A 25004-nucleotide genomic window follows, 5' to 3' on the forward strand; every position below is an offset into this window, starting at 1 on the left:
CTGAAAGATTTAGCGTCCCGCTTGATCCCAGGAAGCAGAAGCACGTAACAGGCGCTCCAGATCACGCTTGACTTTCGATGCGCTGCCTTTGTCCATGCCTGGGGGAAAGCGCATCATCCAGTTGCCTTGCGGGTCTATCACATACAAATGATCCGAGAGTTGCGCGTCTGCAGCAGGCTGCAGCCAGGTACTCAGACGCTGCGCGTCAACCTGCAACACTTGCGCAGTCTGCAAAGCATTTTTCAATGCTGGAGATGGTTGCTGCCCATCCTGAATCAGCCATACCCAGTCCAAGCGATCTTTCTCACGGCCGAGCCCTTCCCTCAGCTGGCGCTGCAAATACAGGTGTTCTTCACATTGCGCATTGCACGCTGCGGAGGACGTACTGAGCAGCAACCACTGCCCCTTGAGGCTGGAAAGCGGCACAGTCTGACCATCCAGCGTACTTGCCATCAGGCCCTCAGGCATGGCCTGCTGTGGTTCAATCAGTTCCCCAAAGTTACGTCGCCCTTCTGGGCGAATCACATAGTAAGTCAGATAGGATGCGACCACGGGGGCTGCACACACTACCAACACAGCCAGCATTTTCCAGCGCCCTTTGCGCTGGCGGCCGCTGTAGTGCACACCTTGCGACAGGGTTTGCATGCTGGGCGGGTTGTGCACCGTCAATCCAAGAGGATGCAATTCGGTAGGTTCAGGTGGCATTGCGTTCTTGTTTTCTGCGGGTGGGCTTTAGAAATTGAAACCACAGCAACATGCCAGCCAGCACGGTTGCAATGGCAAACCATTGAAAGGCATAACCGTGGTGCGTGGCAACACCGCTATTCACCTGCGGCCAATTGCGCAACAAGCCTTCGCTGTCGGCATCGGTTTGCACCACGGTCAAAGGCCACAGCGTCAGGCCAGATTGTTGGCTGAAAGCGACCATATCCAGATTTTGTCGAATGTCTGGCTGGGCATTCTGTTCAACCATATCCCGTCCCAAGGCATACACGCGTCCAGGTGCGCCTGCCAGCCGTGCACTCACTTGTACCGGCCCACTTGGTGTTTCCAGAGGAGGCAGAGCCATTCGGTCTTGAAAATTGCGTGCCAGCCAACCGCGCTGCACCAGCACCACGTCGCCTTGGGACAATTGCAGCGGTGTAAAGACATAAAAACCGGTTCGTCCATTCATCTGCCGGTTGTCCAAATAGACGGTGTGCTCTGCCAGCCAGCGGCCTTGCAGCTGCACGGAGCGATGCAGCAAGGCACTCCACACGTCCTCACCTTGCGACAGGCTCTCACGCACAGCCCCGGCATCCAACACCGGTGCAGCTGATCGCGCTTGCATGGATTCAAATAGCTCGGTTTTCTGCGCTGCACGATCCAGCTGCCAGCAGCCTAGCGCTACGCCCAAACACACACCCACGCTACCCATCACCGTGGCGATCCACCACCGCAGATTGCCCCTCTTGCGCGTCATTCACAGCCTCTCATAATGGCAAGCATGGACATTGTCATCGTACTCATGGGATTTGCCATTTTGGCAAGCTTGGCAGCCGCTGGTGTTTTCATGCTGCGCAAACCAGGCTCCGACCACAACGACACGCAGCGCAGTCGCAACATGGCACGCGCACTGACCGTACGCGTATTGCTTTCGGTGACCTTGTTTGTATGCCTGTTGCTGGCCTGGAAACTTGGGTACATACAGCCAACGGGATGGACTTCCGCACGATGAAATGGCCAGGCAAGCCTGCTGCACCAAGCTTGCTGCATTGAAGCCCTGTGAATTGCAATACGCTTTTTGGTATTGGAATCTGTACTGGCCAAGGTTAGCTGCCCGCCCTGATTGAATGCCATCCACTCTCAGCAAGTCTCTCAGGGCGACATTGCCATGCGGCGGATGGCGGACTGGCCGCCACCGTTCACATCCAGTAGACCAAGATATAGAGGAACAGCCACACCACGTCCACAAAGTGCCAGTACCAGGCTGCACCTTCAAAACCGAAATGCCGCTGTGCTGTGAAATGGCCACTTTGCAAACGCAAGGTGATGAACAGCAGCATCAGCATGCCGACAAACACGTGGAAACCGTGAAAGCCCGTGAGCATGTAAAAAGTGGAACCAAAAATGCCCGATGACATCTTAAGGTTCAGGTCCGTATACAGGTGGTAGTACTCATAGCCTTGCACGCACAGGAAGGTAATGCCCAGCAGCACTGTCACCCACATAAAGCCAATAGTTTTGGCCCGTTGCCCCAAACGCAGCGCATGGTGAGCGATGGTGAGCGTGACGCCCGATGTCAGCAACAATGCGGTATTGATGGTAGGCAACCAAAAAGGCCCGACGGTCTGAAAAACCTCTACTGTGCCCGCTGGTGATGCTGTTGCGCCCGGCTGCACACTCGGCCATACAGCACTGAAACCGGGCCAGAGCAAGGAGTTCTCCAGACTTCCAAGTTCCGGAACCGAATGCGCCCGCCCCCACCACAGGGCAGTGAAAAATGCGCCAAAGAACATCACCTCCGAAAAGATGAACCAGCTCATGCTCCAGCGGTAAGACAGATCAATCTTGCGACCGAGCAGCCCGCGCTCGCTTTCAATGGCTGCGGTGCGGAACCAGCGGTACAACACCAGCAGCCACCACGACAATCCAAAAACAAAACTCCACATGCCCCATTGATGGCCGTTGACCCACATGCCGGCGCCCAGCACCACGAAGAACAGTCCGGCAGCCGCCCAGATAGGGTAGCCAGACTCCGCGGGAACATAGTAGTACGGTGTGCTTGCAGTTTGCGGTGTACCCATATCAGCTCCTGTCATCACGCATCTCAACCATTGCGTATTGGCTCAGCGCTGCGCGCTAAACCACCCAATTCACGATTGCTATCAACAGCAACACAAACACAAAAATAGCCACAACACCGACCGCTACGATCTGCAATGGTCGGATTTGCGCGGAGTCCTTGCGCCATTCACTGCCTTTGCGCACCCCCAGCAATGCCCAGCCCATCGCAAGGATGGAGCGCCAGAGTGAAGGTGGCCGAGGTGCAGGCTGCTTCAAGACGCTTCTCCCTCCTTGTGCGTCACTTGCTGGGACGCTACCGGCGCAGCAGGCACGCGGCCACCCACTTCGAAGAAGGTGTAGCTCAAGGTGATGGTGGTCACATCCTTGGGCAGCTTGGGATCGATCACAAACGCCACCGGCCATTCCTTTTTCTCGCCAGGCTGCAGCTCATACTGGTTGAAGCAAAAGCATTCCAGCTTGGTGAAGTGCGGAGCGGCATTGCGCGGTGCATAGCTGGGGATGGCCTGCGCAGCCATGGCACGGTCCTGCACGTTCTGGAACTCGTACATCACCGTTGCCAGCTCGCCAGGGTGTACCTGCATGGAGACTTTTTCCGGCTTGAAATCCCATGGCCCGCGCGCATTGGCATCGAACTCCACCGTGATGGTGCGGCTGGCATCCACCTGGGTGTTCGCAGGCAGTTTGCCCACCACGCCATTACCTGGCACCTGTCGCTCCGAAATGCTGAGGATATTGATGCCCAGTGCCTCGCACACATGCTTGTAGATGGGGATGAGCGCGTATCCGAAGGCAAACATTCCCACCGTGATCACCAGTAACTTGGTGACCATTTGAAGATTGGCTCGGCGTTTGTAAGCGCTCATGGCAAGACCTGCTGTTTAGCCACCGAGCAGCGCCATCTTGCCAACAAAACCAAGGAAAAACGTGACTGCAATGGACGCCAGCACCACGGCCATGCGCACATTGCGCTGGCGTTGCAAATGCCACGCTTGTGTGTGCTCGGATGTGGCGTTGCTGTGTTTCGCTTGAATCATGGTTTATCCAATCACACGGGTGGCTGTGCTATCCAGTTTGGGAGGGGTTTCGAAAGTGTGGAACGGCGCTGGCGAGGGCACTTCCCACTCCAGACCCTCCGCAGCCTCCCAAGGCTTTTGCGGTGCCGCAGGGCCTTTGCCGCGCATGGCGGGCAGCACCACTGCCAGGAAGAAGTACACCTGCATCAAGCCAAAGCCCAGTGCGCCGATCGAAGCTACCGCATTGAAGTCGGCAAACTGCATGGGGTAATCCGCATAACGGCGAGGCATACCTGCCAGCCCCAGGAAGTGCATCGGAAAGAAGGTGATGTTGAAAAAGATCAGCGATCCCCAGAAGTGGATGCGCCCGCGCGTTTCGGAATACATCACACCAGTCCATTTGGGTGCCCAGTAGTAATAAGCCGCGAACATGGAAAACAGCGAACCAGCCACCAGCACATAGTGGAAGTGCGCCACCACGTAATACGTGTCCTGGAGTTGAATGTCGATGGGGGCCATGGACAGAATCAGCCCTGTGAAGCCCCCCATGGTGAACACAAAGATAAAGCCCACGGAGAACAGCATCGGCGTCTCAAAGGTCATGGAGCCGCGCCACATGGTGGCCACCCAGTTGAAGATCTTCACCGCAGTGGGTACCGAGATCAACATCGTGGAATACATGAAGAACAACTGCCCAGTCACCGGCATGCCTGTGGTGAACATGTGGTGCGCCCAGACGATGAAGCTCAGGATCGCAATCGAGCTGGTGGCATACACCATCGAGGCATAGCCAAACAGCTTCTTGCGGCTGAAAGCAGGCACGATCTGGCTGATGATGCCGAACGCTGGCAAGATCATGATGTACACCTCGGGGTGACCGAAGAACCAGAAGATGTGCTGGTACATCACCGGATCACCACCGCCGGCAGGGTTGAAAAAGCTGGTGCCGAAGTGGCGGTCCGTCAGCGTCATGGTGATGGCACCTGCCAGCACGGGCATCACGGCTATCAGCAGATAGGCTGTGATCAGCCACGTCCAGGCAAACATCGGCATCTTCATCAGCGTCATGCCGGGCGCGCGCATGTTCAAAATCGTGACGATGATGTTGATGGAGCCCATGATGGAGCTGGCACCCATGATGTGCATGGCGAAGATGCTGGTGTCCATGGATGGCCCCATCTGCAGCGTCAATGGCGCATACAGCGTCCAGCCAGCCGCAGGCGCGCCACCGGGCATGAAGAACGAGGCCACCAGCATGATCCCGGCTGGCACCATCAGCCAGAAGCTGAAGTTATTCATGCGTGCAAAGGCCATATCCGAGGCCCCAATCTGCAGCGGCAGCATCCAGTTCGCAAAGCCCACAAATGCCGGCATGATGGCGCCAAACACCATGATCAGGCCGTGCATGGTGGTGAGCTGATTGAACAGCTCGGGATTCACCAGTTGCAGCCCGGGCTGGAACAGCTCTGCCCGGATCAACAGTGCCAGCACGCCACCAATCATCAACATGGTGAAGCTGAACAGCAGGTACAGCGTGCCAATGTCCTTGTGGTTGGTGGCATAAAGCCAGCGCCGCCAGCCTGTGGGCGTGGCGTGGTGATGATCATGATGGTGATCTTCGTGGGCGTGATGCCCAGACTGCGCGGTATCGTGAGAAGGTGGGTAAATGGCGCTCATGTGCGTGTCTCCCTAACGCTTGCTGTTCGATGCGCTCACTGCGCGGCCACAATATCTACGCGGCGCGCTTGCTCATCTGCACCGCTGCTGTCGGTAATGGTCTGGGGCTTTCGCAGCTCAATGCGCTCCGGCGCAATGCCCGCATCCGTCAAGGCTTTGGCCACTGCCTGAGCCCTCTGTTTGGCAATCTCTGCATTCACATCGGCACTGCCTGTGGCATCCACATAGCCCGATAGCGCAATCTTCACATCCGCATGGGCCTGCAGCCACTGTGCAGCTTCCTGGGCTATGCCCTGTGCTTTGTCATCCAAAACGCTTTGGCCGGTGGCAAAGAAAATCTGGAAAGGCATGGCACCACCAGCCGCATCCGGCGAACTCCCCTCGGCCACAACAGGCGTAGCGGTCTGCGCAGAAGGGACTGCTTCAGGCGCAGTTGCAGGTGCTGTTACGGGCGCAGCTTCTGCAGCATGCGCTCCACCTTCCGGAAACTTGCCATTGCGCGCCTCGGTGAACTGCGCTGGCTGAATCAACTGACCTGTTTTGTTGCTCCAGCTGTTCTTGACATAGGTGAGCACTGCCGCCAGCTCCACATCGTTGAGCTGTTTCCACGAAGGCATGGTGCCGTTGGCACGGCCTTCCAGCACCACATGCATGGGCTCCGCCAGCGAACCTTGCACCAGCGCACTCCCATCCAGCGGCTTGATGGCTCCTGCGCCCTTGCCATTGGCCTGGTGGCATGCGGCGCAGTTTGCAGCATAGACTTTCGCCCCCCGGGCAATCAATTCATCAAGTTTCCACTCCTTGGTCGGATCGTCCTTTTTGGCAGCTGCCAGTTTTTGCTGCTCCTCCACCCAGGCTGCGTAAGCCCCCGTATCCAGCACCTTCACGTGAATGGGCATGTACGCATGTTCTTTGCCACACAGCTCAGCACACTGGCCGTAAAAGTCTCCGGGCTTTTCGGCCCTGAACCAGGTATCACGCACAAAACCAGGAATGGCATCCTGCTTGATGCCGAAGGCAGGCACCATGAAACTGTGGATCACATCATTGGCGGTGGTGATGATGCGCACCTTCTTGCCAACTGGCACTACCAGTGGATTGTCTACGCGCAACAAATAATCATTTGGTGCGTTGCTGACATCCCCACTGTCTGACATCGCCCGATGGCTGCTGTCGATGGTGGACAAAAAGCTCAGACCTTCACCAGGTCCTTTGAGATAGTCGTAGCCCCACTTCCATTGGTAGCCCGTGACCTTGATGGTCAGCTCCGCATTGGTCGTATCTTTTTGCGCCACCAGCACTTTGGTGGCAGGCAGAGCCATCAGGATCACGATGATGAAAGGAATGACCGTCCAGATCACTTCCACTGTTGCAGACTCATGAAAGTTCGCGGCCTTGGCGCCTTGGGACTTGCGGTGCTTCCAGATGGAATAGAACATCACCGCAAACACGCCTACAAAAATCACCACACAAATGGACAGCATCATCCAGTGCAAGAAATGCTGCTCCTGCGCAATACGCGTCACCGGAGGATGCAAGTTCAGCTGTTTGACGGCTGGGCCACCAGGCAAATCCTGCACGGCGTGGGCTGCATTGGCCATCCATGCGGTTGCCGCTGTACACAGAGATACCAGTTGAAAGATGCTGCTTTTCATACTTCTCACTTGCGTCTGAGCCTCCGGGATTCCGTTGCGCCTGCTAGACAGCAGAGCGCGAAGTCTTGCAAAGAAAACGAGGAAATCAAGGCACCTGGCACGCAGCACCAGGCCGCCACACTTGCAGTCTGCAAGACGGGCGAACAAATGCGTACAGGGATTTCAAGCAGGAAACAGCGACACCACTACAACGTGCTGTAGGACGTGGCGCTGATTTGAATTGATGGAATTGAGTTCCGAATGTGCGCAGACACACCGGACGCATAGAAACCAGCACGTTGCAGGCCTGCGCAAGTTTTGCGCTGAAGCCTGCCATCAAGGCAAAACGACACACCAATTTCGTCTCCCTCTGAAGACCCGAAGGCCTTTGGCTTTGCACAACAACCTAGCCAATCGGTCTGTGCTCGTTGTCAGTAGTTCGAAAAAATTGTAGTTTGCTTTGTCTTAAATCAAAGCAGCAAAAGCAGGTTTGAAGCTATCGCAAACCCTGTTCCCGCCCTTTTTTGAGCATGCTACGCATTTGCTCCAGTGAGACAGCGCTTTCGCTTTCCACAGCCACACGCGGCGCTGGTTTGAAGGCATGTCCGTAGACCAGCTCAAAGGTCACGGCAAGCTGGCCTTCGCTGCTGTCCACACGCAAATACTCATTCATGGCTGCGTGCAATTGCTTCAACCATGCCTTGCCGCGCAAGCCAGCAAAACGCTGGGGATGCAGATTGCAACCCAGTTCGCGCAACTCCTGGAGCAAACGCTCGGGGGTCGCAAAGGTCAGCGTGATCGTCTCCATGTCCATCACGGGCTCGGCAAAACCAGCCTGAACCAGCATATCCCCCCAATCGTGCATATCGGTATAGCTGTGCCCCGCTGCAGGCCAGCCCATGCGCGCATACAGATCACGCAGCTCTTTGACCGTATCTGGCCCAAGGCAAGAAAACATGACAAAGCCATCCACCGCCAAAGCCTCATGCCAAGCCTTGAGCATCTGCTGGGGCTGCGCCTGATGGTGCAGCAACATGTTCGCCCACAACATTTCCATGCTGCCGGGCGCTGGAATTTCAACGAACGTCATGTTGCCAGTCCAGCGAGATGGACTCCACCATGCCTTGCCCCATGTCTGCTGGGCCACAGCCTGCATGCGCGGCTCCGTCTCCACCACATATGCCTGTGCCTGAGGATAGCGCTGGGCAATCAGCGCATGGGTTTGCATACCGCCGCGCACAGGCTGCCAGTCACACCAGCTTTTGGGAGTGCGGCAAATCCACTGAAGGCGATCTTCCATGCGCCTCCCCACCTCTTCATGCAGCCAGGGAGACTGCGCGGGTGCTGCGCGCTGCCAGCGAGCGGCAGCAATGGGATCAATGGTGGGAGGAAGATTCTCGGACATGAAAGGCATCACTCAACAACCCTGCCGCCATACGGCATGGCGACGACAGGTGCTGCGGCAGTATATTGACTTCATGCTTCCGCGCTGGCCAATATGGATTTCTTCATGGATGAAGGCAATGCCCCGACTGCCCAGCCAATGCATGGTTTGTCGCGCTTGGCCCTGTGCTGATATTCTGTGCAGCAACTGCCGTCACCGTTTTGACATGCAGCCTTTGCGCTGCACAGGCTGCGCTTTGTCGTTGCCAGGCTTGAGTCCCGAGCAGCCACGCTGCGGCGCTTGCTTGCGTCAAGCCCCGGTCTGGATGCACGCCTACGCCTGGGTGGATTACAGCTACCCATGGAACCATCTGATCACGCAATGGAAGTTTGGCCAGCAGGCTGCCTTGGCCCAGCACTTTGCGCGATGGATGCAAAAAGATCCCAAAGTGCAGCAAATGCTGATGCAAGCTGATGCCATACTGGCGATTCCCTTATCCCGGCCACGCTTGCGCGAGCGAGGCTACAACCCAGCAGCGCAACTTGCACAAAAGCTTCAGCCCAGCAAATATTTGCCACAGGCACTGCAGCGTGTACGCCACACGCCACCCCAGAGTGATCTCACGCGCACGCAGCGCATGCGCAACTTACGCCAAGCCTTTGATGTGCCACCCTCCCAACGCGCAGCGATTGCAGACCGCAGACTGCTGCTGATTGACGACGTCATGACGACAGGCGCCACCTTATCCGTCGCCACGCACTGTCTGCTCCAGGCAGGCGCCAGTGAGGTCAGCGTACTGTGCATGGCACGTACACCGTAAGTTATGACAGGGACAAGCCCAAAAGCGGACAATACGCCGCCATGTTTCATATCGTATTAGTTGAGCCTGAGATTCCACCGAATACAGGCAACATCATTCGTTTGGCTGCCAATACCGGCTGCCAGTTGCACCTGATTGAACCACTGGGCTTTTCCATGGAAGACCGCCTCATGCGCCGTGCCGGACTGGACTACCACGAATACACCAGCACACGCCGTCACGCCAACTGGCAAGCTTTTCTGGACACCATGCAGCCCGACCGCAGCCGCATGTTTGCCATGACCACACATGGCAGCCAGCCAGCGCACAGCCTGCAGTTCCATGCTGGAGACTGGTTCGTTTTTGGTTGCGAAACACGTGGTCTGGCCGCCGATTTGCGTGAGTCCTTTCCCAACGACCAGCGCCTGCGCCTGCCAATGCTTGAGGGCCAGCGCAGTCTGAATCTCTCCAACGCTGTCGCGGTGACTGTATTTGAAGCCTGGCGACAGAACGGCTTTATGACGCCATCTGGACAAGCAGCCCACTGAGTGTTTTTTGAAAAAACCATACAGTCGCCATACAGCCACTGTCCTATTTATGACAACAGTGTGTCTCAAGGGTATATACCAATAAACACTGAACCGAAGTCCCTTTCCTGAGATCTATCAACCATGCGTCGTTAAGGACGTTGGTTTTTTAGATAACTGAAAGGGAAAAAAATGTTTGCCATTCGCACCATGAGTGTTGCTATTGCCTTGTCCGCTACCGCTGCTGCTGCATTTGCAGGAGACCAAACACAGTTGCGCGCGGATGAGCTTAGCCGCGACAGCAATTTGACCCATGCACAAGTGATCGCTGACTTCCAGGCAGCACGCGCCGCTGGGCAAACTTTGCAAGGTGACGCCGTGGTTCTGCGCCGTGATGAAATCAGCACCCAATCCACTGTCAACCGCGCTGACGTCATTGCGCAAATGCAAGCCGCACGCGACGCAGGCCTGCTTCCTAGCGGTGACTAATAAACAAGCATTGTGAGTTCACGCAAATATGTGCGTGGCACTCACAAATTCCATCATGCCAAGTGCAAGCCCCCACCTCTATGGCCCACACCCTGCGCAGCCAGCACCGGGATGGGCCAGACCCGAAGGAAGGCTTAGATTCCCATGGGTGCGCCATAGCTGCGTGACAGAGACTCCGCCACGCAAACCGGCTTGTCACCACCTTCACACTCCACGGTCACCAGCCAGGTGATCTGCACCGCATCAGGACCCACAGGCTCCACCGACTGCACCCCCACTCTTGCGCGCACCCGACTGTTCACAGGCACAGGCGCTGGAAAACGCACCTTGTTAAGCCCGTAATTGACACCCATGGTGGCCCCTTCCACCTTTACAGCCTGACTGAAAAACAAAGGCAGCAGCGATAGCGACAAAAAACCATGCGCAATCGGCGCACCAAACGGGCCTTTGGCAGCCTTGACTGGATCCACATGGATCCACTGATGATCCCCCGTTGCATCCGCAAACATATTGATTTGATCCTGCGTGACGGTGATCCAGTCCGTCACGGCAATCTCCTGGCCTGCGCATGCGCGCAGTTCTGCATATGAATGAAAGGTTTTTTTCATGCCTGCACTTTAGAAAGCATGTCGCGCATTACCAGTCCGCCGAGCGACAAGGGTTACCCCTGAGGGCATGCGATAAACCTAGCACCACAGCCGACAAAGCCAACCGTTTTACAGCACCTTGTGAACTACCCTTGGTTGCTGGTGCGCTGTACAAAAAACAACCCAAAACCCACCAACATCAGCAAACCACCAAAGATGCGGTTTTGCCAGCGCATGGCTTCGGGGCTGCGCATCCAGCGGCGTAACGCGCTGGCGCTGGCAGCATAGCCATGCATCACCACTGTATCGACCGCCAGGCAAGTCACAGACATCACCAACAGTTGCAACCACAATGGACGGTGCGGACTCAAGAATTGCGGCAGCACCGCCACCATGAAAATGATGCCCTTGGGGTTGGTGGCATTCGTCAAAAAGCCTGCCAATGTACGCTGCTGCCAGGGAATGGGGGATGCCTGCAAATACCCCACATCTAGGCCGTTGCCCACACTGCACCACTGACTCCACCCCAGATAGATCAGGTAGAGCGCTCCCAGCACCTTCACTGCAGTGAAGGCCATATCCGAGGCAATCAACACAGCCCCTACACCTCCTCCAGCTATCAAAAGAATGAGCAGCAAACCCAGTTGCAAACCTCCAATGGTGGCCGAGGTCTGGCGCACACCGTAGGCCAGACCATGACTCATGGAGAGAACTGCGCCAGAGCCCGGGGAGATGGCAATGAACACGCACGCGGAGAAAAACGCCAACCAAGTATGAAAATCCATTTGCCACAACCCAAGAGCACTGCACCCGAAGGCGCAGATCTTACGCCTGCTCCTGCACGGGATGATTGGCAACATGAAGACCATGCCGCCACAGCCATGCTACGCTGACGGGCATCATGCTTTTCAACCCCACCCAAGCTGACGTGCGCCGCTTTTTTTGCAGCGTTCGCAGCAAAATGAAAATGAACGCCCCCATGGAGGCGATCGAGACACTGGCCAGCCTGTGGATTGAAGAACACCCTGAGTACTTCGCCGAACTGGATGATGTCGACGCAGCCATCAAGCGCAATTACGATCTGGAGCCCGATCGCACCAACCCGTTTTTGCACCTGTCCATGCACCTGTCAATCAGCGAGCAGTGCAGCATCGACCAGCCCCGAGGCATTCGCCAGGCCGTGGAACTGCTGGCCAAGCGCCGCGGTGACCTGCACAAGGCGCACCATGAGGTGATGGAGTGCCTTGGTCAGATGCTGGCCGACAGCCAACGCAATGGTCACCCTCCTGATGGCAACCAGTATGTAGCCGCTGTACAGCGCCGCGCCACACGCGATTAAGTTCTCAAAAAATAGCCCGCGAATGCGGGCCATTTTTAAATCATTTACAGCCTAACGGAAATGCGCCTGCGGAATGGTTTTTAAATCGCCATCCAGTTTGCTGATGTAGTTGGCCAGCAGCCTCAACTCCTGATTGCTGAACTGTTGCGCAATCGGCGCCATGATGCCGTTGCTGCGACCAATTTTGGCGTTTTCAATGGTTTTGTACGATTTCAGGGCCACAAACAAATAGTCTGCATGCTGGCCTGCCACTTTGGGGTAGCTTGCATCAATCGGCTTGCCAAAGTTTTGTCCGTGACAGCTAAAGCAAGCGCCCTTCTCGATCAACGCAGCAACTTGTGCTGGCGGATCATGGGGCTGCAACTCCTTGCGTGCAGGGTTGTGAGCGTCGTAATAAGCGGACAAGTCTGCAATATCCTGATCGCTCAGCGACTCTGCCACTGCCCGCATGGTGGGGTGACGACGATCCCCTTTTCGATATGCGTCTAGCGCAGCGGTGATATATGCGGCAGACTGCCCAGAGATCATTGGCACTTTGTGCACTTCCGGGAAACTGGCCTGATAGCCAGAAATACCATGGCAGCCAATACACATGGCCACCTTACCTTCCCCTGCCTTGAGATCACCTTGCAACGTTTGTGCAAAGGCGGACGACGTCGCACAAGCGACAAACATTGCAAACACCGAGGTCCATGCTTTGATCATTTTGTGCACAAAATCCTTTGCAAAGTTCAGCTGGGATCTGTTTTTGAAAGTTCATTATCAGAGCAGTTGTCAAGCACTTACATCAATGTTTACGCTGATATCACGCCCATGAAATTCCAAGGTTCCGACAATTACGTTGCCACCCAAGACCTGATGCTGGCAGTGAATGCCGCCATCAAATTGCAGCGCCCCTTGCTGGTCAAAGGCGAGCCAGGCACTGGTAAAACCATGCTGGCCGAGGAAGTCGCCGCCGCTTTGGACATGCCGCTGCTGCAGTGGCACATCAAATCCACCACCAAGGCACAGCAAGGCTTGTATGAATATGACGCGGTGTCTCGCCTGCGCGACAGCCAGCTGGGGGATGAGCGCACCAAGAACATCGAGAACTACATCGTCAAAGGGGTGTTGTGGCAGGCATTCACAGCGGATCGCCCCGTGGCCCTGCTGATTGACGAAATCGACAAAGCCGATATCGAGTTTCCCAACGACTTGCTGCGAGAAATTGATCGCATGGAGTTTTACTGCTACGAAACCCGCGAAATGGTACACGCCAAGCACCGGCCGCTGGTGTTCATCACCTCCAACAATGAAAAAGAGTTGCCCGACGCTTTCCTGCGCCGCTGCTTTTTCCACTACATCAAGTTTCCTGATGCGGACACCATGCGCCAGATCGTGGCCGTGCACTTCCCCACACTCAAAGGCGACTTGCTCAGCGCAGCACTGAAAACCTTCTATGACGTGCGCAATCTGCCCGGCCTCAAGAAAAAGCCCTCGACCAGCGAGCTCATCGATTGGCTCAAATTGCTGGTGGCTGAAGACATTCCTCTGGAAGCGCTGCAGTCGCCTGACCAAAAGGTATCCGTTCCACCGCTGGTGGGCGCGCTGCTCAAGAATGAACAGGACATGAGCTTGTTTGAAAAGCTGGTGTTCATGAATCAGCGCAACCGCTAAAACACCACGCATGCACTGACACCATGATGACCACCGCCTTGCAGGCTTGCCCCAATGCGCAAAACAAGCACTTGCCTTAGCTTTGCAGGCTTGACCATCAACACTTGGGGGAGAGTAATCATGGCTTCTGCACAAAAAATGCTACTTGAGGGCGTCTCAGATGCCGTGTGTTTCATGCTGGGGGCTCTGGCTGGCTATGGCTTGGCACAGGCTATTGGCATTGATATCTTTGCCGATGGCTACAGCGGCTCCAGCATGATCGGCATCTTGATGGTGGGCCTGGGTGGTGGTGCAGGGCTACACCTGGCACGCATCTGGCGTGGTCGCCAACAAGCCAAAGGCAAACTGGAAGAAGCCGATCTCGACTAATCTTTGCTGCCATGCCTGAAACCACTGCCTGCCCATTCATCATTCCAACCCAACTCCACGGCTGGGGCGTGCATCTTGCTCCCTTGAGTGCCGAGCACACAGCAGGCTTGCAAGCTGCTGCCGCCGACGGTGCGCTGTGGAATCTGCGAGTCACCTGGGTCCCCAAACCCGAAGAAACATCCGCGTACATCGACAAAGCTCTGGAGATGCAAGCACAGGGATCGCGCTGTCCATTTGTGGTGATGGATGCCAATGGCAAGGTATTGGGCACGTCCAGTTACCATGACATCGTGCCAGGAGCGCAGCGTGTAGAGATTGGCTACACCTGGTATGCCGCCAGCGCACAGCGCAGTCACGTCAATACCGCGGCCAAGCTGCTGTTGATGCAACACGCATTTGAAACCCTGCGCTGCGCTGTCGTAGGCTGGCGCACGGATATTCTGAACACCCGCAGCCAGCAGGCCATTGAACGCTTGGGCGCGCACAAGGACGGCATCATTCGCCACCACACACAACGCTGGGATGGCTCTGTGCGCGATACCGTCATATACAGCATGCTGGCTGCAGAGTGGCCTGCAGCCAAAGAGCGCCTGCTCACTAAATTGCAGCAGGCAGTACCAGCAAGTGCTTGAACAACCGTTTGAGCAACTGCGCAGACAAGCCACAGACTACTGTTGCGCTGGCAGCCATTACTTAGATTTGCACCATGTTGATTGATTTTTTTTACACATTGCGCGCTGCCAAATTGCCCGTATCCGTCAAAGAGTATTTGATGCTGCTGCAAGCGCTGCAGGAGGGCGTGGTGGGTCCTCGCAGCGAGGATGGCTGGAGCCTGGACGATTTCTATTTTCTGGCCCGCACCACCCTCGTCAAGGATGAAAAGCACTATGACAAGTTTGACCGTGCCTTTGCCGCCTATTTCAAAGGCGTGGAGATGGTGGCTGACTTCAAGAAAGAGCTGCCTGAAGAATGGCTGCGCAAACTGCTGGACAAGGAGCTGACGCCCGAACAGAAAGCTGCCATCGAGAAAATGGATTGGGACGAGTTGATGGAGACGCTGAAAAAGCGCCTGGAAGAACAAAAAGGCCGCCACGAAGGCGGCAGCAAATGGATTGGCACCGGAGGTACCAGCCCGTTTGGCCACGGCGGCTACAACCCGCAAGGGGTGCGCATTGGAGGGCCAAGCAAAAACCGCAGCGCAGTCAAAGTCTGGGAGCAGCGTGCCTATCGGGACTATGACGACACCCAGGAACTCGGTACCCGCAACATCAAGGTGGCGCTGCGGCGCCTGCGCAAGTTTGCACGCCAGGGCAGCAATCTGGAGCTGGACCTGCCTGACACCATCCGCAGCACTGCTGCCAATGCAGGCTGGCTGGACATCAAAATGATCCCGGAGCGGCACAACAACGTGAAAGTGCTGCTGCTTATGGATGTGGGCGGCACCATGGATGACCACATCCAGCGCGTTGAAGAGCTTTTTTCAGCGGTGAAGAGTGAATTCAAGCATCTTGAGTTTTATTACTTTCACAATTGTGTCTATGACTTCATGTGGAAGAACAACCGCCGCCGCTTTGCGGAAAAGTTCGATACCTGGGACATCATTCGCAAATACAACAAAGACTACAAATTGATCTTTGTGGGCGATGCAACCATGAGCCCTTACGAAATTTTGCAACCTGGCGGCAGCGTGGAATACAACAATGACGAGCCTGGAGCGGAATGGTTGCAAAGGCTTACCAATGCCTTCCCGCACCATGCCTGGATCAACCCCGAACCACAAGGCGTATGGGAATACCGTCAAAGCATCGACATCATCCGGCAACTCATGGGCGGCCGGATGTATCCCCTCACTTTGAAAGGTTTGGAAGAAACCATGAGGCTGCTGTCAAAATAAATCCATGCTAAAGCCCCTACTCGCAAAGACGCCGGCCTTGCAGTCGGCGTTTTTGTTGACTTCTGCCTTGCTGCTCAGCGGATGCAGCCTGCTGTCCAAAGACAAAAATGGTGATACCGCAAGTGGCCCACCCAGTTTCGCGCTTGAAGTGCAAGCGCCCAAAGACGTGCGCGAGCTCCTTGAGCAGCACATGGAACTGCAACGCTACCGCCAATTGCCGGATCTGCGTCGCAGCGAACTCAGCCGCCTGTTGGGCGCAGCAGATGGCAACATCCGTAGCCTGCTGGGCACCATGGGCTATTTCTCGCCCACCGTCGAGCTGCAGCTGATCGAGACGCCTGACGATGAAGACAGTCCACGCAAAGTCTTGGTGCAGGTGGACCCCGGCGAGCCCACGAAGATCGCCAATGCGGACGTGGACTTCACCGGCGTCAATGCCGATGACCCCAAGGGCTTGAGCATGCGCGAGAGCATCCGTCGCAACTGGGGGCTACCTGAGGGCGCGCAGTTCACCCAATCGGAGTGGAGCAACTCCAAGAATGATGGAGCGCGTCGTCTGCAAAATCGCCGCTACCCCACAGCCAGCCTGGTCGAGAGCCGCGCAGATATTGATACCGATACGCAGCAAGCCCAGCTCAAAGTCAGCTATGAGCCAGGGCCGGCCTACTATTTCGGCCCACTGGTGATTGAAGGCGCACAGCGCTACAACCCTGCTGGATTGATTCGTTTGGCACGTCTGCCCGTAGGCGACGAATATAGACAGACCAGTCTGCTCGATGCCCAGCAGCGCTTGGCGAACAGCGGTTATTACGACTCCGTGTTTTTGACCCTGGCCACCGATGTAGCCCAGCCAGGTGAGACCGAAGTGCATGCGCCGGTGATCGCCGAAGTACGTGAAGCCAAGCTGCAAAAATGGGTCTATGGTCTGGGCATCAGCACTGATACTGGCGTGCGATTTTCAATCGATCACACGCACAACCGCATTCCCTGGCTGGGCTGGCGCGCGCAAAGCAAGCTGCAGCTGGACAAGAAAAACCCACTGCTATCCACACGGGTGGAATCACTGCCTGACTACAGCGGCTGGAATTATTTCTTTGGCGGCAAGGCCGTACGCGAAGAACTGGCCGACTACAAAGCCAACAGCTTGACCGTTCTGGCGGGTCGCAGCAAAAACGAGGACAAAATCGACCGCAGCTACTATCTGCAGTACGACATTGCCAGACCCCAGGGAACGGGCGCTCCGCCTTCAAGCTCGGCCATCACGGCCAACTACAGCTGGACGGGGCGCTATTTCAACAACCCCACCAACCCCACACGCGGCTACGGTCTGGGATGGGAAGTTGGCGCTGGCAGCACACTCACTCCAGCACGCGAGCCATTTGGTCGCATCGCTGCGCGCTGGATGTACCTGCATCCTTTTGCGCGCGCTGAAGGAGAGACAGGCCGCCGCAGCCGCTTGGCCTTGCGCGCCAATGGCGGAGCGGTGATTGCCAAGGATGACGTAATCATTCCGATCACCCAGTTGTTTCTGTCGGGCGGTGATACCACCGTGCGTGGTTATAGCTACCAAAGCCTGGGGGCTCGCACCGATGGCGGCAAGCTCATTGGTGGCCGCTATATGGCCTCTGGCAGCGTGGAGTGGCAACGCCCCATCACCATTGCAGGCAACCGCACCGACTGGGAGCATGCGACCTTTGTGGACGCAGGCACGGTTACCGACTCTTTGGACGAATACAAAGTGTTTGTCGGTGTGGGTACAGGTATTCGCTGGCGCAGCCCTGTAGGCCCGCTGCAAGCCGATTTGGCCTATGGCCTCGAAACCAAGCAGGTTCGTTTGCATCTGCGTTTAGGCTTCAATTTCTGATTTCATGCAAGAACGCCAAGAACTCCAACTGGAGCACTCCAGCCCTGCTTCAGCGAAAAACCCGCCACCGCCAACACGCCGCCGCCGTCGCTGGCTGCGCTGGTTGATGATGTCCATCGCCCTGTTTCTGATTGCACTGTGCTGTTTGGTCGGAGTGGCCTGGTGGTGGTCGGGACAATCAGACTCTCTCAGCCGCACCCTGGCACGCGTGGCCAGCTGGATGCCTGCAGACCAAAAGCTGGAGGCTGATGGCGTAGAAGGTAGCCTGCGTACAGGTGGCCGCATTGAATGGCTGCGCTGGACCAGCCCCGCCATTCAGGTGGAAATCAAAGGGGCAGACATTGCCTGGCGCCTGCAACCTCTGCTTTCGCGTGAGCTGCGCTTTGGCCGTGTGAACATGGATGAACTGCGCATTCGCAGCACCCCCCAGCCCAAAGATGACAGCCCCACCGAGCCACTGCAATCTTTGCAACTGCCCGTGAGCCTGGATGTGCCTGTCCGCATCGAGCGCGTGGTCTGGGAAGGGCCGCCAGAGGCGGTCATCACTGAACTGTACGGTCACTACAACTACGACCGCACGCAACACAAGCTGGAAGTCTCCAGCCTGCGCTATGCCGAGGGTTTTTATGAAGCCCAGCTGCACTTGCAAGCCGCTGCGCCCATGCAGCTGGAGGCTGAAGTCAGGGGCAGCATCAAGGCACCGCTTCCCAATCAACCCGAACAAGTGCTCGGTATTGTGGCTACCGCTACTGCCAAGGGCACGCTGGCTACAGAAGCGGCAGCTTTGAGCATCACGGCACACGCGCATACTGTGGATGGTGAGGATGACAAAGCCAGGGCTGTCAGTAAAGCACTGACCGCAGATATCCAGGCGGTGCTGCGCCCCTGGCTGCCGCAACCGCTTGAACAAGCCCACGCCGAGTTACAGCATGTGGATGCAGCGCTGTTCATGCCCGGAGGTCCGCGTACAGACTTGAACGGCACCGTTAAGGCAGGCCCTGACGGCGAAGGCTGGAAGCTGAACGCCGCGCTGAGCAACCGCATTCCCGGCCCCTGGGATCAACAAGCTCTGCCTGTTCGCTCCGTCACGGCAGATGCCAGTTTTGATGGCAGCCAGACATGGCTACTGGAAAACGCGCGTGTCGATTTCGGTAAAACTGGCGATGCCCATTTACAGGCACAAGGCAGCTTTGATACGCAGACGCAAGCAGTGCAAGGCAAGGCTGTGTTACAGGGTGTCAACCCCGCAGAGCTGTACAGCACCCTCGATTCAGCCCCCGTATCTGGCAGCCTGCAAGCCAGCACCGCTGAAAACCAAACCGTGCAGTTTCAACTGGATCTGCAAGCCGCCAAGGCTCGCAACTCTCAGGCTTTGCATATAGAGTCAGCCCGCGCCGAAGGCACATGGCAGGCTCCCGTGCTGCAATTGCGCAACCTGGATATCAGTGCCCTGCAAGCCAAGCTGCAAACTGCCGTCTTGCGCCTGGACACCCAAGCGCAAACCGTTCAAGGTAAGTTGCAAGCACAAGTGCCCGGCACACAAGCCAATCTGGACCTGGATGCTGGCCCAGAAAATGGACAAGGTGAGGTATCGCTCAACATCAGCTCCGCAGAGCAATTGGGCCGCTGGCTCAGCCGCCTTCCTCTGGGTGAAGACCCCTTGGCCGGAGCCAAACTGCAGGGCAGCACCACCGCCCAGTTGCAATGGCGCGGCGGCTGGCAAAAGCTGCTGCAACGACTGCAAAACCCCGCTGCGCCTATTGAGGCCAGCGGCATGCAAATCACCGCCAAGGTCCAGGCTCGCCGCCTCAGCTACCAGCCCGCAGGCGGCACCATCACCCAAGTGCAGCAACTCAAGCTGGGTGCATCCGGTAGTCCTGAGGCCCTGCAAGTCAGCCTCAATGGTCAAGCTCAAATGGCAGAGCAAACCATGGGGCTGGACACCGAAGCACACGCGGGTCTGCTGGTACACAAAGGCGCTGCCGCTACCGACTGGCAAGCACGCATTCAAAAATTGCAGGCCCAGTGGAGCCCTGATGGCAAAACCAGCAACACATGGCATGTACAACTGGCAAGCCCTACTACAGCCAACCAACACACCACTGGGAACCCTGTGCGCACGGTGCGTATCCAGGCCGGTGAAGGCCGTCTGCTGGTGACCCCGCCCGCCAGTGCCGGCACCGAATCCGCCAGCCTGCAATGGGAACCACTGTCGCTGCGCCAAACCGGCTCCGGCAACTGGGCAGTCCAAACAAAAGGCCAGCTACACCATATTCCATTGGCCTGGGTGGATGCATTCAGTCCTGATCCACAAAAACCATTGCTCGCCAGCGCAGGCGTTGGTGGCGATCTGATCGTGCAAGGCAGATGGGACATTGACAACACCGGCCGCCAGTTGCGCGCCGATGTGCTGCTGGAACGTGCCAGCGGTGACATACGTCTGTCTGTCGAAGACGCTGATGCAGCACCGGTTACTGTGGTGCGCAGTACTGGCGCCAGTGAAATCAATACGGAAACCCATCAAGTGCGCTCACGCGCCGTTAGTGGTGGCCGCGGCATGCGCGCTCGCTTACAAGAGCTACGGCTGCAACTCGGTGCGCAAGGCAACGATTTGCGTGCCCAGTTGGTATGGAACTCCGAGCGAGCCGGTCAAATCAACGCAGATCTGCGCAGCCAAGTCACATCCGGCAAAGATGGTTTCACCTGGTCAGACAAAGCCCCCATCTCAGGCAACGTCAAAGCCAGCTTGCCCAACATCGGCATCTGGGCACTGTTTGCACCTCCAGGCTGGCGTGTGGGCGGCACCTTTAACGCCGACGTCGCCATCTCAGGTACACGCAATGCACCCCAATGGGATGGTCAACTCAGTGCAGACCAACTCAGCATCCGCTCTTTGCTGGACGGTGTGGACCTCAAGGATGGCCGCCTGCGTGCGCGGCTGCAAGGCACACGCCTGGACATCACAGAGATTTACCTCAAAGGCGGTGAAGGCAGCAGCACGCGCATCCTGGGACAAAGCGGCAACCTGACCTCTGCCCCCAAAGACGGCGGCACGCTGACCGGTCAAGGTTTTGTCGCGTTTGACCCCAATGCACCAGAAGGTAGCTCCGGCATCAGCATGGACATTCGTGCGGTTGCCGAGCGCTTGCAGGTACTGGTGCGCGCTGACCGCCAGCTGAGTGTCAGCGGCAGTCTCAATGCAGGCATGAATGCAGGACAAGTACGCCTGCATGGCGACCTCAAAGTGGACCGTGCAGCCATCATGCTGGCCGACGAATCCGCCCCATCGCTGGACTCGGACGTGCACGTGACCTCAGCGGCCAGCCGCAAAGCGGCCCAGCAGCAAGCGGAGAAACAAGCCTCCCAAGCCAGCGGCTCGGTACAGGCCGTACAGCCCCCTGACATCCTGGTGAACCTGGATCTGGGTGAAGACTTTGCCCTGCAAGGCTACGGCATCACCACCCGCCTGGAGGGCAAGCTGCAAGTCACCAACGGTCCGCGCATCACCGGTGAAATTCACACCGTCAACGGACGCTACCGCGCCTGGGGGCAGTCACTTGACGTGGAAAGCGGCACCATCCGCTTCAGCGGCCCTTATGCCAACCCCGCCATCGACATCGTAGCCATTCGCCCCAATATCGAGGTACGTGCAGGCGTTAAGGTCACAGGCAGCGCCAACAGCCCTCGCGTGGCGCTGTTCTCGGAGCCGTCCATGTCCGATGCAGAAAAACTGTCCTGGATTGTGATGGGCCGCAGCGCTGCTGCGGGTGGCGCCGAGACCGCCTTGCTGCAGCAGGCCGCCCTGGCCCTGCTCAGCGGTGGTGGGACTGGCGGAAATTTTGCTGGTCAGCTGGGGCTGGATGAAGTGGGCCTCAAAGGCCCTAGTGAAGATGGCTCGGAAGGTGCTGCAGTCAGTGTGGGCAAACGCTTGTCCAAAGATCTTTATGTTGTCTACGAACAAAGCCTGTCCGGCGCCATGGGCACGCTATTCATCTTCTACGACCTATCCAAACGCCTGACACTGCGCGGCCAGACCGGGGAGCAAACTGCTGTGGACTTGATCTATACCCGCAGCAAAGACTAAGTTGGCCTCCAATGCCTGTACATTTTGAACTTACAGGCATTGGCACCATTTACAATAACGCCCGCGTCCCCCTGTAGTTCAATGGATAGAACGGACCCCTCCTAAGGGTCAGATACAGGTTCGATTCCTGTCGGGGGGACCAATAACTTGCTGTTTTATTAAGATAAAAAATCAACAGTGGTTCATAGCTGGGACAAATTGAGCAAATTTCCGGCTGAAAGTGCGCAAAGCGGCTGCGCTTGAACGGATCAGACGCTTCCCTGAAAAAACTCCCGCAATTTCTCGTAATTTTGCTTGGGCCAGTATTTGGCGGCAGCGCCAAGTCCAGAGCCAGACCAGCGCAGCCGACCTACACGTAATTTGCGCCATATGAAGCGGGCAGGCGCGGTGGGGGCGATGTGGCGCGCCGAGGGAGACAGTGGTGCTTTTGCGCATTCGACCAAAAAGGGGAGTGTTGGGCAAAAAAAGGGGCCAAAGGCACCTTTGAAGTCTTGCTCGCAGGCTCTGCGCGGATTCCTGTCTTACTTGACCACCCGTTCCAGTGCTCGTGGGCAGGCTTCCATAATCAGATGGACACCTTGCCGCTAAACGTGGATGGCAGCAAACCAGAGAAGAAACTCAACTCATGTTTCCAAGCGAAGGTTTTCCTCAGGAACCCAGCCTTGTTTATTTGTCTTGGAGTGAGAGCACCATACCCAGCCATTCAAACTATGTGCACCTCGCACAAATTCGCCTTCATCAACATCCAGCTCTTGAGCGGTGTAATCACTCAGCACGATTCCATTACTGTTTGAAAGAAGCTCAAATACTTGCTCCGGAACCCAACCAGGTTCTTGCCCGTTGACTGTGCATAAATACCAGCCAGACCATGGTTCTGGCCCTTCGTACCGTTCCCCAACATGTATCTGATCTCCTATCTTCAGTTGGATGGGATTCGGGAACTCATTGCGATGCGACTTTACAACTAGGAAGTCAGCTGTCATCTATTGCTCCTTCTGGTACTTCGAACGCATACAGTCTAAGGACTAGACGTTGACGTAGTGCGAAGCCCAATTGGAATGACTGGGCATGACTGCTCTTGGCTGACGATTGCGGGCTGTCCAAATTCGGTGGTGAGCTGTCCATGAAATTTCAGTGCTCTGTCCACGAAATATTGGAGTGCGTGTACATATAAAGTGGAATACGCAGGCTGCGGCCTGCGACTGTTAACGATCCGATGATGCTGAAATCTATGAATCAATAAACCGCACCACCTCCTCCCCTGCCCACAAATTGATGCCCATGAACTTGGTCTTGAGTGGATCAATTTCATTTTCGATGAACACCTGGCGGGCCTCCGCGGAGTTGCCGAAACCGCCGGTGTTGTTGGGGATGATGCCAAGCAGGCCCGGTGGTACGGCCAGCACGTCTTGCTTGCTGGCGTTTTTAATCGCACTGAAATCGTCCTTGGCTGCCTCCTCGCTGATCGGAATCAGCTTGAGGCTGTCTGGCTTGTCGTTCGGTGCGTGCACAAACAGGTGGCGGAAGTTGCCGGGGCCCTTGGAGCGGCACAGTTGTTCGCGCAGCTTGTCCACATCGGTGTTGCCCACTGCAGCGTCTGACAGGTACATGATGAACCCGGCATGACTGCCGTTTTCGTAGTAGCGGCGGCGAAACGTGGTGGCCAACGCATTCAGCATGGAGGCCTGAATGGAGCTGATGTATTCCAGCAACCCATACAGCTCCTGATTGATGTCGTATTCGCGCAGCTGAAACGCCGAGTCCAGAGCAAGCTCGTGTTCTTCCGCGTAGCTGGGAACGCAGAAAAACGATCATCTCTACTGCACCGCGTGTAGCACGCTCAGTTCATGCTCCCAACACAGTGAACATCCCATTGCTGCCACTCAACTTCAATGTTCAATGGTCTATGTTTTCTCCGCTGTCTCTACCACAAACCAAGACACCTTCTTCTTATACGTTGATGTTCTGCACTGCCCATGCAGCTACTTGGGCCAGGCAAGCATCTTTAACCGCCGCTTCAGCTTGGCTATCTGCCAAGTAAGCAGACACAATCAACGGCGCTCTTCGGGGTGGAAACAGAATCCCGATGTCATTCGCATCCGTGCCATAGGTGCCGGTTTTATCGCCCACCTGCCACCCTGCTGGCACTCCGGCTTTGAGGCGCTTTCCACCTGTAGTATTGGCCAGTAACCAATCCAACAACTGTTGGCGCGAAGCGGGCGACAATGCCTCTTCCATCAGCAATGTCTGCATGGTCTGGGCCATGGCCCAAGGGCTGGTGGTGTCCAGCAAGGCATCTCCCGAGGGAATGTTGAGGGTAGGCTCATTGCGGTCCAGCCGCGTCACGGTATCTCCCAGTTGACGTGCGTAGGCTGTCAGTGCAGCGGGACCGCCGTAACTTTCCAAAATCAGATTGCCAGCCGTGTTGTCACTGGTGGTGATGGTCGCAGCGCACAATTCGCCCAAGGTCAAACCTGCACCATCGGCGTGCTTTTCAGTGATTGGCGACCATGGAATCAACGCGCTACGCGTATAGGCGATGCGCCTGTGCAAAGAATCGAGCCCCAGATCAACCCGGTGTAGCACCAGGGCACTGGCCAGTAGCTTGAATGTGCTGAGCATCATGAAGCGCTCATCCTGTCGCCAACCCCATTGTTGCCTAGTGGCCGTATCAATGATGCAAACACCCAGGCGGCCCTGCGCTTGAGCTTCAAGGTTCATGCAATGCTTATGCAGCGAGGCATCGCGAGCATCTTTTTTGACAGTGGCACAACCTGTCATCAGTGATAAACAGGTGGAGGTAGTGAATAGGCGGCGAGAGAGCATAAAGGAAATCCAATCAGGTGCTGCTTATTGTCGGGTCACCGCCATACTTAATCCTGATTTCAGGCATAAGACCGC

At 56.5% G+C, this 25004-nt stretch carries 27 protein-coding genes and 1 tRNA gene; 12 read left to right on the plus strand and 16 right to left on the minus strand.

The window, feature by feature from the left end; translation table 11 throughout:
- Positions 1-9: 9 nt before the first annotated feature.
- Positions 10-705 carry a hypothetical protein gene (locus QEP11_RS12065; protein ID WP_284336888.1) on the minus strand — a complete coding sequence of 232 codons (696 nt, stop codon included), beginning with the start codon at positions 703-705 and terminating at the stop codon, positions 10-12.
- A complete protein-coding gene (locus QEP11_RS12070; RefSeq protein ID WP_284336889.1) occupies positions 695-1462 on the minus strand; it encodes an SURF1 family protein in 768 nt (255 codons plus the stop codon). The genes QEP11_RS12065 and QEP11_RS12070 overlap by 11 nt, the downstream gene beginning before the upstream one ends.
- Positions 1463-1486: 24 nt before the next feature.
- Between QEP11_RS12070 and QEP11_RS12075 the strand changes: the two genes are divergently transcribed.
- A complete protein-coding gene (locus tag QEP11_RS12075; protein ID WP_284336890.1) occupies positions 1487-1717 on the plus strand; it encodes a DUF2909 domain-containing protein in 231 nt (76 codons plus the stop codon).
- A 187-nt stretch (positions 1718-1904) separates the two neighbouring features.
- Here the strand turns inward: QEP11_RS12075 and QEP11_RS12080 are convergent, their stop codons facing one another.
- The 7 genes from QEP11_RS12080 to QEP11_RS12110 all read right to left on the minus strand — a co-directional run bounded on the left by QEP11_RS12080 (position 1905) and on the right by QEP11_RS12110 (position 8516).
- Positions 1905-2786, minus strand: a complete 882-nt coding sequence (locus tag QEP11_RS12080; RefSeq protein ID WP_284336891.1) for a cytochrome c oxidase subunit 3 — start codon at positions 2784-2786, stop codon at positions 1905-1907.
- Positions 2787-2841: 55 nt separating this feature from the next.
- Positions 2842-3042: a DUF2970 domain-containing protein gene (locus QEP11_RS12085; protein ID WP_284336892.1), complete on the minus strand. Its 201-nt coding sequence runs from the start codon at positions 3040-3042 to the stop codon at positions 2842-2844.
- Positions 3039-3650, minus strand: coding sequence for a cytochrome c oxidase assembly protein (locus QEP11_RS12090; protein WP_284336893.1), 612 nt, complete (start codon positions 3648-3650; stop codon positions 3039-3041). The genes QEP11_RS12085 and QEP11_RS12090 overlap by 4 nt, the downstream gene beginning before the upstream one ends.
- 15 nt (positions 3651-3665) lie before the next feature.
- Positions 3666-3821 carry a cytochrome oxidase small assembly protein gene (locus QEP11_RS12095; RefSeq protein ID WP_413788722.1) on the minus strand — a complete coding sequence of 52 codons (156 nt, stop codon included), beginning with the start codon at positions 3819-3821 and terminating at the stop codon, positions 3666-3668.
- A 3-nt stretch (positions 3822-3824) separates the two neighbouring features.
- Positions 3825-5477: a cytochrome c oxidase subunit I gene (gene ctaD, locus QEP11_RS12100; RefSeq protein ID WP_284336894.1), complete on the minus strand. Its 1653-nt coding sequence runs from the start codon at positions 5475-5477 to the stop codon at positions 3825-3827.
- Between the two features lie 35 nt (positions 5478-5512).
- Positions 5513-7132, minus strand: a complete 1620-nt coding sequence (gene coxB, locus QEP11_RS12105) for a cytochrome c oxidase subunit II (protein WP_284336895.1) — start codon at positions 7130-7132, stop codon at positions 5513-5515.
- Positions 7133-7607: 475 nt separating this feature from the next.
- Positions 7608-8516 (minus strand): class I SAM-dependent methyltransferase, encoded by a 909-nt coding sequence (locus tag QEP11_RS12110; protein WP_284336896.1) that lies wholly within the window; start codon positions 8514-8516, stop codon positions 7608-7610.
- A gap of 205 nt (positions 8517-8721) precedes the next feature.
- Here QEP11_RS12110 and QEP11_RS12115 point away from each other — a divergent pair, with 205 nt between their 5' ends.
- The 3 genes from QEP11_RS12115 (at position 8722) to QEP11_RS12125 (ending at position 10310) form a co-directional block, all read left to right on the plus strand.
- Entirely contained in the window at positions 8722-9315 is a 594-nt protein-coding gene (locus tag QEP11_RS12115; protein WP_284336897.1) for a ComF family protein, read from the plus strand.
- 41 nt (positions 9316-9356) lie between these two features.
- Positions 9357-9842, plus strand: a complete 486-nt coding sequence (trmL, locus tag QEP11_RS12120; protein ID WP_284336898.1) for a tRNA (uridine(34)/cytosine(34)/5-carboxymethylaminomethyluridine(34)-2'-O)-methyltransferase TrmL — start codon at positions 9357-9359, stop codon at positions 9840-9842.
- 171 nt (positions 9843-10013) lie between these two features.
- Positions 10014-10310: a hypothetical protein gene (locus QEP11_RS12125; RefSeq protein ID WP_284336899.1), complete on the plus strand. Its 297-nt coding sequence runs from the start codon at positions 10014-10016 to the stop codon at positions 10308-10310.
- A 134-nt stretch (positions 10311-10444) separates the two neighbouring features.
- On the opposite strand, the gene QEP11_RS12130 is transcribed toward QEP11_RS12125, so the two are convergent.
- Together QEP11_RS12130 and QEP11_RS12135 are read right to left on the minus strand one after the other, a co-directional pair.
- Positions 10445-10918, minus strand: coding sequence for a MaoC family dehydratase (locus QEP11_RS12130; RefSeq protein ID WP_284336900.1), 474 nt, complete (start codon positions 10916-10918; stop codon positions 10445-10447).
- A 125-nt stretch (positions 10919-11043) separates the two neighbouring features.
- Positions 11044-11682, minus strand: coding sequence for a LysE family translocator (locus QEP11_RS12135; RefSeq protein WP_284336901.1), 639 nt, complete (start codon positions 11680-11682; stop codon positions 11044-11046).
- Positions 11683-11798: 116 nt separating this feature from the next.
- Between QEP11_RS12135 and QEP11_RS12140 the strand changes: the two genes are divergently transcribed.
- Positions 11799-12236, plus strand: coding sequence for a DUF1841 family protein (locus QEP11_RS12140; protein ID WP_284336902.1), 438 nt, complete (start codon positions 11799-11801; stop codon positions 12234-12236).
- 51 nt (positions 12237-12287) lie between these two features.
- On the opposite strand, the gene QEP11_RS12145 is transcribed toward QEP11_RS12140, so the two are convergent.
- A complete protein-coding gene (locus QEP11_RS12145) occupies positions 12288-12941 on the minus strand; it encodes a c-type cytochrome (protein WP_284336903.1) in 654 nt (217 codons plus the stop codon).
- A gap of 108 nt (positions 12942-13049) precedes the next feature.
- On the opposite strand from QEP11_RS12145, the gene QEP11_RS12150 reads away from it, so the two are divergent.
- Positions 13050-13892, plus strand: a complete 843-nt coding sequence (locus tag QEP11_RS12150; protein WP_284336904.1) for an AAA family ATPase — start codon at positions 13050-13052, stop codon at positions 13890-13892.
- On the opposite strand, the gene QEP11_RS12155 is transcribed toward QEP11_RS12150, so the two are convergent.
- Entirely contained in the window at positions 13889-14014 is a 126-nt protein-coding gene (locus QEP11_RS12155; RefSeq protein ID WP_284336905.1) for a hypothetical protein, read from the minus strand. The two genes, QEP11_RS12150 and QEP11_RS12155, sit on opposite strands and share 4 nt — an antisense overlap.
- On the opposite strand from QEP11_RS12155, the gene QEP11_RS12160 reads away from it, so the two are divergent.
- From QEP11_RS12160 to QEP11_RS12185, 6 genes are all read left to right on the plus strand, one after another.
- Positions 14013-14261 (plus strand): hypothetical protein, encoded by a 249-nt coding sequence (locus QEP11_RS12160; RefSeq protein ID WP_284336906.1) that lies wholly within the window; start codon positions 14013-14015, stop codon positions 14259-14261. The two genes, QEP11_RS12155 and QEP11_RS12160, sit on opposite strands and share 2 nt — an antisense overlap.
- 11 nt (positions 14262-14272) lie before the next feature.
- Entirely contained in the window at positions 14273-14893 is a 621-nt protein-coding gene (locus tag QEP11_RS12165) for a GNAT family N-acetyltransferase (RefSeq protein ID WP_284336907.1), read from the plus strand.
- A 74-nt stretch (positions 14894-14967) separates the two neighbouring features.
- The gene (locus QEP11_RS12170; protein ID WP_284336908.1) at positions 14968-16155 is read left to right on the plus strand and encodes a vWA domain-containing protein; all 1188 of its coding nucleotides are present in this window, start codon (positions 14968-14970) and stop codon (positions 16153-16155) included.
- Positions 16156-16159: 4 nt separating this feature from the next.
- On the plus strand, positions 16160-18019 hold the full coding sequence (locus QEP11_RS12175; RefSeq protein ID WP_284336909.1) for an autotransporter assembly complex protein TamA: 1860 nt from the start codon (positions 16160-16162) through the stop codon (positions 18017-18019).
- A 4-nt stretch (positions 18020-18023) separates the two neighbouring features.
- Positions 18024-22103 carry a translocation/assembly module TamB domain-containing protein gene (locus QEP11_RS12180; protein ID WP_284336910.1) on the plus strand — a complete coding sequence of 1360 codons (4080 nt, stop codon included), beginning with the start codon at positions 18024-18026 and terminating at the stop codon, positions 22101-22103.
- A gap of 67 nt (positions 22104-22170) precedes the next feature.
- Positions 22171-22245 (plus strand) — tRNA-Arg (locus tag QEP11_RS12185).
- A 481-nt stretch (positions 22246-22726) separates the two neighbouring features.
- On the opposite strand, the gene QEP11_RS12190 is transcribed toward QEP11_RS12185, so the two are convergent.
- The 3 genes from QEP11_RS12190 to bla form a co-directional block, all read right to left on the minus strand.
- Entirely contained in the window at positions 22727-23086 is a 360-nt protein-coding gene (locus QEP11_RS12190) for an SH3 domain-containing protein (protein WP_284336911.1), read from the minus strand.
- Positions 23087-23332: 246 nt separating this feature from the next.
- On the minus strand, positions 23333-23815 hold the full coding sequence (locus QEP11_RS12195; protein WP_284336912.1) for a phage portal family protein: 483 nt from the start codon (positions 23813-23815) through the stop codon (positions 23333-23335).
- A 238-nt stretch (positions 23816-24053) separates the two neighbouring features.
- Positions 24054-24824, minus strand: coding sequence for a class A beta-lactamase (bla, locus tag QEP11_RS12200; RefSeq protein ID WP_284336913.1), 771 nt, complete (start codon positions 24822-24824; stop codon positions 24054-24056).
- Between the last annotated feature and the right edge of the window lie 180 nt (positions 24825-25004).

The organism is Comamonas halotolerans (assembly GCF_030162935.1).
GTDB lineage: Bacteria > Pseudomonadota > Gammaproteobacteria > Burkholderiales > Burkholderiaceae_C > Comamonas > Comamonas halotolerans.